18 protein-coding genes and 1 pseudogene are annotated in these 12859 nt (G+C 39.5%); 11 read left to right on the top strand and 8 right to left on the bottom strand.

The window, feature by feature from the left end:
* Positions 1 to 11 precede the first annotated feature (11 nt).
* The gene (locus R7R78_RS03625) at positions 12 to 173 is read left to right on the top strand and encodes a YoaH family protein (protein WP_005376257.1); all 162 of its coding nucleotides are present in this window, start codon (positions 12 to 14) and stop codon (positions 171 to 173) included.
* Positions 174 to 1048: 875 nt separating this feature from the next.
* Positions 1049 to 1438, top strand: a complete 390-nt coding sequence (locus R7R78_RS03620; RefSeq protein WP_017634770.1) for a universal stress protein — start codon at positions 1049 to 1051, stop codon at positions 1436 to 1438.
* Between the two features lie 90 nt (positions 1439 to 1528).
* Here R7R78_RS03620 and R7R78_RS03615 read toward each other — a convergent pair whose 3' ends face one another.
* Together R7R78_RS03615 and R7R78_RS03610 are read right to left on the bottom strand one after the other, a co-directional pair.
* On the bottom strand, positions 1529 to 1741 hold the full coding sequence (locus tag R7R78_RS03615; RefSeq protein WP_005376260.1) for a hypothetical protein: 213 nt from the start codon (positions 1739 to 1741) through the stop codon (positions 1529 to 1531).
* A 296-nt stretch (positions 1742 to 2037) separates the two neighbouring features.
* The gene (locus R7R78_RS03610; protein WP_225473053.1) at positions 2038 to 2877 is read right to left on the bottom strand and encodes a LysR family transcriptional regulator; all 840 of its coding nucleotides are present in this window, start codon (positions 2875 to 2877) and stop codon (positions 2038 to 2040) included.
* An 81-nt stretch (positions 2878 to 2958) separates the two neighbouring features.
* Here R7R78_RS03610 and R7R78_RS03605 point away from each other — a divergent pair, with 81 nt between their 5' ends.
* The gene (locus R7R78_RS03605; RefSeq protein ID WP_225473052.1) at positions 2959 to 3309 is read left to right on the top strand and encodes a hypothetical protein; all 351 of its coding nucleotides are present in this window, start codon (positions 2959 to 2961) and stop codon (positions 3307 to 3309) included.
* Positions 3310 to 4683: 1374 nt separating this feature from the next.
* Here R7R78_RS03605 and R7R78_RS03600 read toward each other — a convergent pair.
* The gene (locus tag R7R78_RS03600; RefSeq protein WP_225473051.1) at positions 4684 to 5055 is read right to left on the bottom strand and encodes a helix-turn-helix transcriptional regulator; all 372 of its coding nucleotides are present in this window, start codon (positions 5053 to 5055) and stop codon (positions 4684 to 4686) included.
* 131 nt (positions 5056 to 5186) lie between these two features.
* Here R7R78_RS03600 and R7R78_RS03595 point away from each other — a divergent pair, with 131 nt between their 5' ends.
* Genes R7R78_RS03595 through R7R78_RS03580 form a run of 4 tightly spaced genes read left to right on the top strand, consistent with a single transcriptional unit; the run spans position 5187 to position 7056 of the window.
* Positions 5187 to 6320 (top strand): phage/plasmid replication protein, II/X family, encoded by a 1134-nt coding sequence (locus R7R78_RS03595; protein ID WP_137282011.1) that lies wholly within the window; start codon positions 5187 to 5189, stop codon positions 6318 to 6320.
* Between the two features lie 12 nt (positions 6321 to 6332).
* Positions 6333 to 6614, top strand: a complete 282-nt coding sequence (locus R7R78_RS03590) for a single-stranded DNA-binding protein (protein WP_023625061.1) — start codon at positions 6333 to 6335, stop codon at positions 6612 to 6614.
* Positions 6611 to 6796 (top strand): hypothetical protein, encoded by a 186-nt coding sequence (locus R7R78_RS03585; protein ID WP_023625060.1) that lies wholly within the window; start codon positions 6611 to 6613, stop codon positions 6794 to 6796. Before R7R78_RS03590 ends, R7R78_RS03585 begins: the two co-directional genes overlap by 4 nt.
* On the top strand, positions 6796 to 7056 hold the full coding sequence (locus R7R78_RS03580; protein ID WP_225473050.1) for a hypothetical protein: 261 nt from the start codon (positions 6796 to 6798) through the stop codon (positions 7054 to 7056). The genes R7R78_RS03585 and R7R78_RS03580 overlap by 1 nt, the downstream gene beginning before the upstream one ends.
* Before the next feature lie 909 nt (positions 7057 to 7965).
* Here R7R78_RS03580 and R7R78_RS03575 read toward each other — a convergent pair.
* Complete coding sequence (locus tag R7R78_RS03575; protein WP_225473051.1) at positions 7966 to 8337, bottom strand: helix-turn-helix transcriptional regulator; 372 nt, start codon at positions 8335 to 8337, stop codon at positions 7966 to 7968.
* A gap of 131 nt (positions 8338 to 8468) precedes the next feature.
* Here R7R78_RS03575 and R7R78_RS03570 point away from each other — a divergent pair, with 131 nt between their 5' ends.
* Genes R7R78_RS03570 through R7R78_RS03555 form a run of 4 tightly spaced genes read left to right on the top strand, consistent with a single transcriptional unit; the run spans position 8469 to position 10338 of the window.
* On the top strand, positions 8469 to 9602 hold the full coding sequence (locus R7R78_RS03570; RefSeq protein ID WP_137282011.1) for a phage/plasmid replication protein, II/X family: 1134 nt from the start codon (positions 8469 to 8471) through the stop codon (positions 9600 to 9602).
* Positions 9603 to 9614: 12 nt separating this feature from the next.
* Positions 9615 to 9896 carry a single-stranded DNA-binding protein gene (locus tag R7R78_RS03565; RefSeq protein ID WP_023625061.1) on the top strand — a complete coding sequence of 94 codons (282 nt, stop codon included), beginning with the start codon at positions 9615 to 9617 and terminating at the stop codon, positions 9894 to 9896.
* Positions 9893 to 10078, top strand: coding sequence for a hypothetical protein (locus R7R78_RS03560; protein WP_023625060.1), 186 nt, complete (start codon positions 9893 to 9895; stop codon positions 10076 to 10078). Before R7R78_RS03565 ends, R7R78_RS03560 begins: the two co-directional genes overlap by 4 nt.
* Positions 10078 to 10338 (top strand): hypothetical protein, encoded by a 261-nt coding sequence (locus R7R78_RS03555; protein WP_225473050.1) that lies wholly within the window; start codon positions 10078 to 10080, stop codon positions 10336 to 10338. The genes R7R78_RS03560 and R7R78_RS03555 overlap by 1 nt, the downstream gene beginning before the upstream one ends.
* A 254-nt stretch (positions 10339 to 10592) precedes the next feature.
* Here the strand turns inward: R7R78_RS03555 and yciH are convergent, their stop codons facing one another.
* From yciH to R7R78_RS03535, 4 genes and pseudogenes are all read right to left on the bottom strand, one after another.
* Entirely contained in the window at positions 10593 to 10904 is a 312-nt protein-coding gene (yciH, locus tag R7R78_RS03550) for a stress response translation initiation inhibitor YciH (protein ID WP_005376292.1), read from the bottom strand.
* A gap of 1 nt (position 10905) precedes the next feature.
* Positions 10906 to 11292, bottom strand: coding sequence for a DUF3319 domain-containing protein (locus R7R78_RS03545; protein WP_005376294.1), 387 nt, complete (start codon positions 11290 to 11292; stop codon positions 10906 to 10908).
* 128 nt (positions 11293 to 11420) lie between these two features.
* Positions 11421 to 12410: a D-alanine--D-alanine ligase gene (locus R7R78_RS03540; RefSeq protein WP_213874160.1), complete on the bottom strand. Its 990-nt coding sequence runs from the start codon at positions 12408 to 12410 to the stop codon at positions 11421 to 11423.
* Between the two features lie 149 nt (positions 12411 to 12559).
* Positions 12560 to 12802, bottom strand: a pseudogene (locus R7R78_RS03535) (SPOR domain-containing protein); the annotation flags it as partial.
* Positions 12803 to 12859 lie beyond the last annotated feature (57 nt).

The raw sequence follows: 12859 nt of genomic DNA, 5'->3' as shown, positions 1-12859 counted from the left end.
AGGAGCTTTTTATGTTTGACGATTTACCCCCTCTATCTCACCAAGAGCAACAACAAGCTGTAGAGAGAATTCAAGAATTGATGGCGAAGGGCACAAGTACTGCAGAAGCTATCAAAATTGTTGCCGAACGGATTCGATCTGAGTACGCAGAAAAACAACAGCAACAAAACTAATCAATTCATGGACAGGGCATACGCCCTGTTTTTTTTGCCTTTCTATTTTCTATTCCTCTACATTCCCAAATACCACCCTGGTTACGCTGTAACTACAATTTACTATACCTATATGATTTTAATCTTGTTCAATTACCTTTAAGACTAAATAGTGAGTTGGTAAAATTTTACCTCATTATGTTAACCTTGGTTTGCATAGTGCAGGTAATTAGGCGGTTTTTAAAGAACTTATAAATTAAACTTAATTATATCAATTATTTACCTTGGTATTTTAATCTGCCAACCATATTGGTCGCGATTGATCTTGTAATTTAATTACAAAGCCCAAGAGAGCCTCGTTCTCAGGCAGAAGATTATGCTAAAAAAAGAAAAAAGAGACACCGTAACTTATAACGATAATTCAACTAGAGTTATTAAATAAGCGATATAAGAACAGTAAGCACTCGCAGACATATGTAATAGATGAAGCGAAATTCATCTTATTGAGCTGCTTTTTTTAGCCGAAATACGTCTCCTGGATTTGAGCGGAGCGTTACATATTGAGCATGCTTAATCTAAAGTAGTTTTACTAAACTAGGCGACGTTGAAGTGGGTAATATAAAACCTCAAGAGTAGTAGAAATCAAGAGTAGTAACGCGTGTTACAACGTAATGTTTTCTGGCATCCTTCCTGTTAAATAGTCCGATAATTAGAGAAGAAATTGGAAAAACATCGTTGATCTTTGGATGAGAGGAAGCAACAAGGTTGCAATGAAAACTATTTGCCTGTTTTACACTAAACTCCTTTAACTATCATGTAGCAGTAGTTTTGATGTTGTGTTCGCTCTATGTGGACTAGACTTAATATGAGAACAAAAACTAACCTAGGGAGGAATGATGGGTTATAAGCACGTTTTGGTTGCTGTCGACTTATCTCAATCTAGCCAAGCCGTTATCGAAAAAGCAATAATGCAAGCAGATAACTCAAGCAGCAAACTCTCATTTGTTTACGTAGATGTTGATCGCATAGTCATGGAAGCGAAGGAAGAGCAAGAATTGGAAAGAAGGCTGCAAGAGCTCGCTGATAAATGCTTATACCCAGTCAACGAGACCATGGTAGTAATAGGCGATCTTCATATAAAACTATCGGGAATCGTCAAAAAAGAGGGGATAGATTTAGTTGTCTGTGGTCATCATCACAACTTATTGAGTCGCTTTTTTTCATCGATACCAAAGGTTGTGAACGAAGTTGAAGCTGATTTATTAATCGTCTATTTAGACGAGTGATCGACAACTCTTGTTCGCACTCATCATTTTTTGTCACTAAAAAGCCGAACGTTTATGTTCGGCTTGGTGTATCGGTGATAATAAAAGTTTTTAGCCAGGAATGATTGATGCCTCATGAGATAAAACAGATGCAGACTCCGCGTTTGACTGCAGATCAAAATGTACGTTAACTTGCACGCCTTCTCGCTCAAAAGTGACATCATCAAAATCGGTCATAGCGATTTTGAATCCATTTCTAGCAAAAAAGCCAGTCACCATAGTTCGCTGCTTAATTTCTAATGCAGACGCGAGTAGCTTATCCATGGCATTCTCCTTGGTTATTGTGGGGATATGGGTAGAAGATACACATAGATTGGTATGAAATCAATTTTATATAAAGTTGCTTTTGATGAAAATTTTAATGTAAGTCAATCTAACGTTTACCCCACGTGATTTATTCCACGCAAAACCTTGATAACAAGACGGCAGAGCATCTCACATTGTGATAGCAAGCATAAAGATGGGGGTGTTAATAAATACCGCTGAAACAATATGTTACAAAGATTAGCGTTAGGCCTAGTTGAGTAGACAACGCAAAATTCTAAATCTGAACAACCGCCCTAAAATGACTCACTCTTCAATACTTGTGATAACTCAGACCTAATAAAAGTAGATATCTCAGCTAGCTTTCTTGGCAAAGGGTTTTGATAAGGGTAGGCAATATACATAGAACGTTCTATATCAAAAGTTTGCGATATTCGGATGTTTTTGTCTATATAGTTACTTTTAATAAGATAGTTTGGAATGACACCAACCCCAACTCCCTCAGAAACAAAGTTTATTAAAATAGAGGTGTTATCAACTTCGATAACATCAGTATATTGATTTTTAATTGATTCCTTATTCGAATGATGTTTGTAGATTAATAGTGTTTTGTTGTTGGCATTACTTACCCTAGATATCAAAACATCACTATAATCACCAATTTTATGTGCAATAAGAGTGTCATCAATAACATTATTAATCCTAATCGCTAAATCTACATTGCTTTCTAATAAATTTTCTACATTGTTACTTGACGATATTTCAAAATCAACTTTTGGATATCGTTCTTTTAAGTCTTTAAGAACAGAACCAAAAATAGAAGAGGCTATAGAGTTGGGCATTGTGATTTTAAACTTTCCATCAATGCATTCACTCAACGAGCTAGCTCTGTAATTTAACTCGTGCAAACTCTCTAACGTCTTGATAGCAAGCTCTCTAATGCTTTCGCCATGATCAGTTAAAACGAGTTTCCTTGTTGTTCTGTGGACGAGTGTTACGCCAAGTTGTTTTTCTAATGCTGCTAGCTGCCTGCTGACTTGAGCTTTAGACTTTCCAAGTTCTTTTGATGCCGATGTAAGAGAGAGGTGTTTACAAATGGCTGCAAAGCAGATCAGCTCATTGTTCATCAATTCCATGATTGTTACCTTTTTGCAACTCTGAGTCACGTTGTCTTTTAACTGGTGGGAAAGTATAACTTGCATCATCGGAGGGGGACAATGATATTTAAAAGCCGCCATGAAATAATGGCAGACTACTATCTTAATAAAACCATATTGGATATTAAGTTAAACCAATATCCTGAAGAAATTAACTCAATCGGATTAAATATAGAAAATAAAGATTTAAAAATAAAAAATTTGTCTCGTGAAATTACTAAGTTGGATTCGGGTGATTTAATTCTTGATTGTGCATCATTGATAATGACTCATTCTATATCGGAAAAAGTAATAATAAAAGTTGAAATTGACTCTTTAAATTATAAAGTTAAACGTGTGAGGATATTTAAATATGAAGACTGCAATACAAAATTCGAAAAGATCTGTTTATCAGAAAGATACATTGTATAGAATAATAAATAATATTTGTGCTTTGTATACCAAATCACTAGTAAAATTATTTGGTGAAGAGTTGAGAATCCATCATTGCAAACATAAGATTAATGTAAGAACCACTAACGAGTTGAGTGAGCATATGAAGAAAGATCTAGGTATAGATTGAAAAGTAGAGAGTTTACATCTGTTAGATTCCTTGTTCCTATAAAGGTAATCTAGTACTTATACGTTTGGGTTAAGCAAATGCGTGTCCATGTTGACTCATATTGAATGAGCAAGACGCAGAACCAACGTGTACTGTGTTGAACGTAACCCAAGATACAATGAAGGAACTTAATCAGCCACACGGTTTTAAAGTTGATGACTGGTTATTATCAAGTTGTCGCTGTGGTGAAATCGAAGTTCACGATCCATACAAGACAAGCAGCAACAGCCAAATACGGTGTAACTAAACTGACTTCACCAATGCTAATCTTCTAACCCTTAAGTTCGCATTATGGGTTTGAATTATGTTGAGCGGTTTGCTGAAAGCCTAGAGTGAACAAAGGGTGGGCGGTGCGACTTGACCAAATCCGGCTTGCCGTGATGGCTAGGAGAGAGAATCGCTTTGAAGGGATAGCCCGTAATATAATTTGCATAATACGCATAATGTGCAAAATATGGTTTGCGGTTTCTATGAAAATTGCAAAGAGAATTTTCAAAATAACTTTACAAATTTTTTCTGAATATAGTATTGTTAACGACAGGACGTTTAGTCCTAATGTTGTTTGATGTGAAAGCTGCAACTTCCACATCAAACTGTAGTTACCAACTGATTATGATAGTTGGATGACAAGCTCAAGAACTACGCGAAGTAGCTTTATGAGCTCAAGGATGATGAGTAAAACCATCAGTACCCCCTTGAATACTTTTTGTATGATGTCGAGTAATGAGAGGCCTAATTCACGTCACTCTACATCAGATTGAAAGAATGCCGCTTTAGTGCGGCTTTTTTCGTTCTTGTTTCATAAGAACTGCACCGATAATTACACGCTTTTAAAATCTTTGCAAATTTGACGACTCGGTGATCTATTGGTCTAAGACCAAAGCTCGATTTTCACTGCTATAAGCTTGCTTGTAGAGTGGAAATGAGTAGCCAAGCGCCCACCACTTTTAAGTTATCGTACGAGTAAGTTCGCGCGGCAGTTTGCTGTTATCTATAGGGTATTTTAATTCCTTGTCTCACACTGTAAGACAACATTTAATAGGGTACTCTTGTGCGGATTTCGCATTTTTGGCAGGCGCAACTGTGGGGTGAGACATGCGAAGCCTGAGCAGGCGCACCACAAAGTGCGCCGTTGAAAGGTTCGGGTTCTGTTACACCCGAACTAAGTCCGGAATACCGGATTATCACAGAACATTAAATACCTCATGATCTTCATAACCTTCGATCTCTCCCATTCTCAGGCTATGAATGAAGGCCTTATGATCCGAAATCTGTTCCCAAGCTCTGAGCGCAATCAACTCAGTGTTAGGCCTGATCTTAGCGATGTTAAGAATAAAGCTGTCCAAACTCATCTTCTCTTTTAACTCACCGTTACAAATCTCATCGGCAGTAATGTCTAGAACCTTTGCTAGTTTACTTATCTGAGATGCCTTAGGCTCGGTCGCATTATTTTCCCATTTTAGGTAAGTCTGCTTGGTCACTCCGACCAAGTTCGCGACCTCTGGCTGGGATAAGTTCTTTAGTGCTCTAGCTTCTTTTAGTACAGAACCAATCATCAATAATCTCCAAAAGGTACGTATACCTTTAACTATACACCTAGTTTTTTATACCATAATCTTGAGGTAACGATAAATTACCTGTATGGTAAGTAAATATGTACCATTAAGGCTATTGACAGGGTTTTGGCTTGTTCTTCATCGACCGCTTATTCATACAACAAGACTACCACGAAGGAGGTTTACCTCTCGTGGGGCGTCATGTTATCGAGCGAGTAGATTTAGAAACAGGAGAGTCATTACCACCATCTGTGAATCAGAAGATCTTAGAGGGGTCACATAGTACTAAGTTAACCATCCGCTGCGATGGCTATCGGGTAAGAGTTGAAGGAAATCCGTCTCGCTGGCAAAGACAAGATAACCTCTTTGGACTAGAAACGATCGATGAATGTGTAGAGATATACAACCATGTTCTAGCCAAATATGACTTACCTCCGTTCACTAAAAACACCCGTCTGAAACACCGTCAAACTCCTGATGGAAAAGGATCATCTCTCGTTGGTAATGGTGCTGAAATCACAAGCATCGACTGGACTCAAAATCTGGCAGTAGGCAAGGGCAGTGAACAGTCATTTATCAGGGGCATGTCTTCGATGAACCTTGGTCGAGCACTACAACCGAAACTTTATCCCGATGGTTACAGCTGCTACTGGGGAGAAGGTTCTGAATGGTTACTTATCAAACTCTATACAAAAGCTGTTGAGCTACAGCGCCATAGAAAGAAAGCTCACAACGTAGATGAAGACACGCAACGTTACATAGACAAACTAATCACTTATTGCGAGAACAATGGAGTTGTTCGCTTAGAGTACAGCTTAAGGCAGAAGTTATTGAAAAGACATAACTTACAGTTTTATGGGCTGACTGAGGAACAAGACTTCTTCACGCACATTAAGCACTTCGAGGAAGCTATGGATACGATCACAATCTCACATGATGAGCATCTAAGTGTTGCTCAACAGCTTCTCCAATCAGGAGCAGTCGATACAGTCAGAAAAGCTAATACTACAATGAATTACTTTACTCTCTGGCAAAACGGCGTCGACTTACGCAGTACTTTAAATCGTTCTCAGTTCTACGAACACAAGGCTCGCTTGAAAAAAATCGGCATCGATGTGGGGCAACAGTTCGATGTAACACGTATGTGCCCGACACTGAGACGTTCAAAAGTAATAGATGTTCAATCACTAACAGCACCGTCATGGTATCAACTACCAAAACCAGCACAATCAAACATATTACCGTTCAAAACATACGCAGCTTAAGGAAAACAACGCATGTTAAAAGTAGAAATCTTCCCAGAACACGAGCAAATAGAAACACGCACAATACCAGGCAAAGAAGACAAACCATCAAGAACTATTTACGAACAAATCGCTTATGCATATCTAGGTGGTAAGTTCCCAGTGGAAATGAAGTTGTCACTTGAAAAAGATGAAAGTCCATACAAAGTAGGTATCTATACAGTTGATAGTTCAAGCTTCATTGTGAACAACTATGGCAAGTTGGAACTTAAAAAGTACGGCATGAAGCTGACTCAAATGGAGGTTGAGCTATGAACTTTACAGACCAAGACTTGAAGGAATCGTTAGGTTGCTTATCTGATATAACCGTGTTCTTAAACACTGGCTCATGTCCAGCAGAGTTAGTATCAGAGCTTCAAGAACGCCAGCTTGAACTGATAAATAAAGTCAGTTGCGGTTCAAAGATCTTGTTAGCTCAGAAAGTTGGAGAGAAATAATGGAATATCCAATCCAGTTGTTCGGTTACTTGAATGAGCAAGATGCAGAACCAACGTGTATGGTGTCGAACGTAACCCAAGATACAGTGCAGGAACTTAATCAGCTACACGGTTTTAAAGTTGATGACTGGTTCTTATCAAGTGGCCGCTGTGGTGAAATCGAAGTTCACGGCCCATACAAGACAGCTGATGAAGCTTGCAAGGCCGCAATAGCCAAATACGGTGTAACTAAGCTATCATCGCCAATGCTAATCTTCTAACTCTAAAGTGCGTATTATGGGTTTGAATTATGTTGAGCGGTTTGCTGAAAGCCTAGAGTGAACAAAGGGTGGGCGGTGCGACTTGACCAAATCCGGCTTGCCGTGATGGCTAGGAGAGAGAATCGCTTTGAAGGGATAGCCCGTAATATAATTTGCATAATACGCATAATGTGCAAAATATGGTTTGCGGTTTCTATGAAAATTGCAAAGAGAATTTTCAAAATAACTTTACAAATTTTTTCTGAATATAGTATTGTTAACGACAGGACGTTTAGTCCTAATGTTGTTTGATGTGAAAGCTGCAACTTCCACATCAAACTGTAGTTACCAACTGATTATGATAGTTGGATGACAAGCTCAAGAACTACGCGAAGTAGCTTTATGAGCTCAAGGATGATGAGTAAAACCATCAGTACCCCCTTGAATACTTTTTGTATGATGTCGAGTAATGAGAGGCCTAATTCACGTCACTCTACATCAGATTGAAAGAATGCCGCTTTAGTGCGGCTTTTTTCGTTCTTGTTTCATAAGAACTGCACCGATAATTACACGCTTTTAAAATCTTTGCAAATTTGACGACTCGGTGATCTATTGGTCTAAGACCAAAGCTCGATTTTCACTGCTATAAGCTTGCTTGTAGAGTGGAAATGAGTAGCCAAGCGCCCACCACTTTTAAGTTATCGTACGAGTAAGTTCGCGCGGCAGTTTGCTGTTATCTATAGGGTATTTTAATTCCTTGTCTCACACTGTAAGACAACATTTAATAGGGTACTCTTGTGCGGATTTCGCATTTTTGGCAGGCGCAACTGTGGGGTGAGACATGCGAAGCCTGAGCAGGCGCACCACAAAGTGCGCCGTTGAAAGGTTCGGGTTCTGTTACACCCGAACTAAGTCCGGAATACCGGATTATCACAGAACATTAAATACCTCATGATCTTCATAACCTTCGATCTCTCCCATTCTCAGGCTATGAATGAAGGCCTTATGATCCGAAATCTGTTCCCAAGCTCTGAGCGCAATCAACTCAGTGTTAGGCCTGATCTTAGCGATGTTAAGAATAAAGCTGTCCAAACTCATCTTCTCTTTTAACTCACCGTTACAAATCTCATCGGCAGTAATGTCTAGAACCTTTGCTAGTTTACTTATCTGAGATGCCTTAGGCTCGGTCGCATTATTTTCCCATTTTAGGTAAGTCTGCTTGGTCACTCCGACCAAGTTCGCGACCTCTGGCTGGGATAAGTTCTTTAGTGCTCTAGCTTCTTTTAGTACAGAACCAATCATCAATAATCTCCAAAAGGTACGTATACCTTTAACTATACACCTAGTTTTTTATACCATAATCTTGAGGTAACGATAAATTACCTGTATGGTAAGTAAATATGTACCATTAAGGCTATTGACAGGGTTTTGGCTTGTTCTTCATCGACCGCTTATTCATACAACAAGACTACCACGAAGGAGGTTTACCTCTCGTGGGGCGTCATGTTATCGAGCGAGTAGATTTAGAAACAGGAGAGTCATTACCACCATCTGTGAATCAGAAGATCTTAGAGGGGTCACATAGTACTAAGTTAACCATCCGCTGCGATGGCTATCGGGTAAGAGTTGAAGGAAATCCGTCTCGCTGGCAAAGACAAGATAACCTCTTTGGACTAGAAACGATCGATGAATGTGTAGAGATATACAACCATGTTCTAGCCAAATATGACTTACCTCCGTTCACTAAAAACACCCGTCTGAAACACCGTCAAACTCCTGATGGAAAAGGATCATCTCTCGTTGGTAATGGTGCTGAAATCACAAGCATCGACTGGACTCAAAATCTGGCAGTAGGCAAGGGCAGTGAACAGTCATTTATCAGGGGCATGTCTTCGATGAACCTTGGTCGAGCACTACAACCGAAACTTTATCCCGATGGTTACAGCTGCTACTGGGGAGAAGGTTCTGAATGGTTACTTATCAAACTCTATACAAAAGCTGTTGAGCTACAGCGCCATAGAAAGAAAGCTCACAACGTAGATGAAGACACGCAACGTTACATAGACAAACTAATCACTTATTGCGAGAACAATGGAGTTGTTCGCTTAGAGTACAGCTTAAGGCAGAAGTTATTGAAAAGACATAACTTACAGTTTTATGGGCTGACTGAGGAACAAGACTTCTTCACGCACATTAAGCACTTCGAGGAAGCTATGGATACGATCACAATCTCACATGATGAGCATCTAAGTGTTGCTCAACAGCTTCTCCAATCAGGAGCAGTCGATACAGTCAGAAAAGCTAATACTACAATGAATTACTTTACTCTCTGGCAAAACGGCGTCGACTTACGCAGTACTTTAAATCGTTCTCAGTTCTACGAACACAAGGCTCGCTTGAAAAAAATCGGCATCGATGTGGGGCAACAGTTCGATGTAACACGTATGTGCCCGACACTGAGACGTTCAAAAGTAATAGATGTTCAATCACTAACAGCACCGTCATGGTATCAACTACCAAAACCAGCACAATCAAACATATTACCGTTCAAAACATACGCAGCTTAAGGAAAACAACGCATGTTAAAAGTAGAAATCTTCCCAGAACACGAGCAAATAGAAACACGCACAATACCAGGCAAAGAAGACAAACCATCAAGAACTATTTACGAACAAATCGCTTATGCATATCTAGGTGGTAAGTTCCCAGTGGAAATGAAGTTGTCACTTGAAAAAGATGAAAGTCCATACAAAGTAGGTATCTATACAGTTGATAGTTCAAGCTTCATTGTGAACAACTATGGCAAGTTGGAACTTAAAAAGTACGGCATGAAGCTGACTCAAATGGAGGTTGAGCTATGAACTTTACAGACCAAGACTTGAAGGAATCGTTAGGTTGCTTATCTGATATAACCGTGTTCTTAAACACTGGCTCATGTCCAGCAGAGTTAGTATCAGAGCTTCAAGAACGCCAGCTTGAACTGATAAATAAAGTCAGTTGCGGTTCAAAGATCTTGTTAGCTCAGAAAGTTGGAGAGAAATAATGGAATATCCAATCCAGTTGTTCGGTTACTTGAATGAGCAAGATGCAGAACCAACGTGTATGGTGTCGAACGTAACCCAAGATACAGTGCAGGAACTTAATCAGCTACACGGTTTTAAAGTTGATGACTGGTTCTTATCAAGTGGCCGCTGTGGTGAAATCGAAGTTCACGGCCCATACAAGACAGCTGATGAAGCTTGCAAGGCCGCAATAGCCAAATACGGTGTAACTAAGCTATCATCGCCAATGCTAATCTTCTAACTCTAAAGTGCGTATTATGTATATTATGTTAAATTGTATATCGCCGTACGCTAAATGTTGTCTGAGTATGCTCCTATTCCCCTGCAGATTTTAAATTTAAGGGCCTTACTGTGAGCATTAAACATAATGGTTATTTACCATAAAATAGCTAATATCGATCTATCAATCTACGATTGCTTGCTCTTCAATTAGCAACTTATAAAAAATGGCGTCTATTTCTTTAGACGCCATTTTTGTTTACTGGAAATATTAAATTAGCCACCGGCTAATTTGACTGTCATGCCTTTCTTTTCAAGATGTGCCTTGATCTTGTCTCTAGCATCACCTTGAATCTCGATATTGCCATCTTTTACAGAGCCACCACAGCCACAGACTTTTTTGAGTTCTGCCGCTAATAACTTTAAAGGTGCATCATCCAAGTCTAAACCTGTAACAATGCATACGCCTTTACCTTTACGGCCTTTCGTTTGGCGCTGAATCCGAACAACACCATCGCCTTTAGGGCGAGATACTTTTTCTTCTTCCGGTTTAATTCGACCGGTTTCTGTTGAATATACCAGAGTCATTCTATTGTTTCTTTTGTTGTTGAGCTTGCATCGCTTTTTGCTTTGCAACCAAATAAGCTTCGATATGGCGTTGAATAGCGGCTTTACTGCCCTTAATCAGTTTACCATTAAACATACAGTACCAAGAGTTAGGTTGGCCTGTATCGTTTTGAATAGTATAGCCGTTAAAGACCTCTGATTTTGCAACACCAGTTTGCTGCACTCTTTGCCCGAGTGAAGCAAACTCTTTGGGATCAATAATCGATGCGGTGTCACACCACCAATCAATGCTTTTCTTTACCGCCGTCAAACTGCCCTGTAAAACGTGGTTCTTGATTTTAACCTTCCAAACACTGCCATCTGATCCGACTGACTGCAGGTTAAAACCTCTATAATTTGAAATCGCCATACCACTGAGTCATCTGTTTAATGCGTTGATATAATCATAATTGCTACTGAGCAATATTCAAATACGGCTTGAATAATCCTTGCTCTAGAAAACAACTTGTATCATAAAACGCGTCTCGATAACGTTAATCACTTTGCACTGTTTATACAATCTTCCAAGAACTCATGAAATTTGTGCCCGTTGTTTTGAAGCATTTTAGGGAACATTGAGATCGGAGTCATTCCTGGAAATGTGTTTACTTCGTTTAAGTAAATCTCATCATCTTCCGTTAGGAAAAAGTCGATACGAGATAAATGACGAAGATTCATTTGTCTAAATACCGTCTCTGACGCGTGTTGGATGGAATCTAATTGTACTTGAGTTAGATTCTTCGCCTCAACTTCTGTGAGCGAGTGACTTGAACTGCTGTACTTTTCATCGTACGAGTAAAAAGCACCATCAGGCGCGATGACCTCGCCTGGCTTAGTGATATGTAGTTGGCCATTCATCTCATATGCAGCAACTTCAAGTTCTCGAGGTTTTACTGCTTTCTCAACCAACACTTGGTCAGAAAACCCAAAAGCATCATTTACTGCATTAGAAAGCTTGTCTTTTTCTGTGACACTGTAACAACCAACGGAAGAGCCTTGGCGAGCGGCTTTAACAAAAACTTTTCCCCATTTTTCAAAGGCTTTATGAGCTTGAACGTGAGCTTCTTCATCGTTTCGCGTTAAGAATAAGTATGGCGTATTGGGTATGCCGATAGCGTCGTACCAAAGCTTAGATGTGATCTTATTGAAACTATTGCTACTCGCTTCTGGCCCGCAGCCAAGATAAGGAATACCTGCGATTTCAAACAGAGATTGAATGTCGCCTGTTTCGCCAGGAAAACCATGTATACAAGGCACGATGAAATCAATGGTTTGATTAGATTCACTTGAGCACAACTGCTTGGTATTGAGATCCAAGTAAACCAACTCACCTTGGTTGGTCATCCAACCTTCGTTTTTTATTTCTACGCGTGTAACGTGAACGTCTTCAATAAGATTTAGTTGTTGTTCGACAAAGTTTGCAGACAATAATGAAATCTCGTGCTCAGAAGAGCCACCGCCGCATAGTAAAAGAATATTTTTAATCATGAATCCATCTTTCCGTGACCTACAAAAGATACTATTTATTATGATAAACCTTTGAAGTGTGACGTACAGTAATTTTAGTGTGAGGAATTTTGTTCGAATAGGATTTGAGCAAATAAATAAGGGAGCTATTCGCTCCCTTATTTGATGTGTTAATTTAATTTGTTAAGCGTTGGGTAAGCTGAGTTTTTGATTGCATCAATGCTTTTAACAAATGGCCTTAACTGCTGAAATTGAGCTGGCAAAGTCGAAATCGCTTGCTTGGCTTCTGCGCTTGTTGCGTAGTCTCCGTATAAAACTGAGAACCACTTAGTACCGTTTACAACTTTGTAGTTTTCCCAAATTGGCTGACCGTTCTGTGGCAGCTTATTTGCAAACTGATCGACTTTAGCTTGGAGCCATTGGGTTGAGCAAGTTGCGAAACGACTTGTTGACCACACTGACTTACTGCT

Source organism: Vibrio sp. 2134-1, from assembly GCF_033339495.1.
Note: the sequence above shows the minus strand (reverse complement) of the source record. Positions and strands in the feature narration are given on the sequence as shown.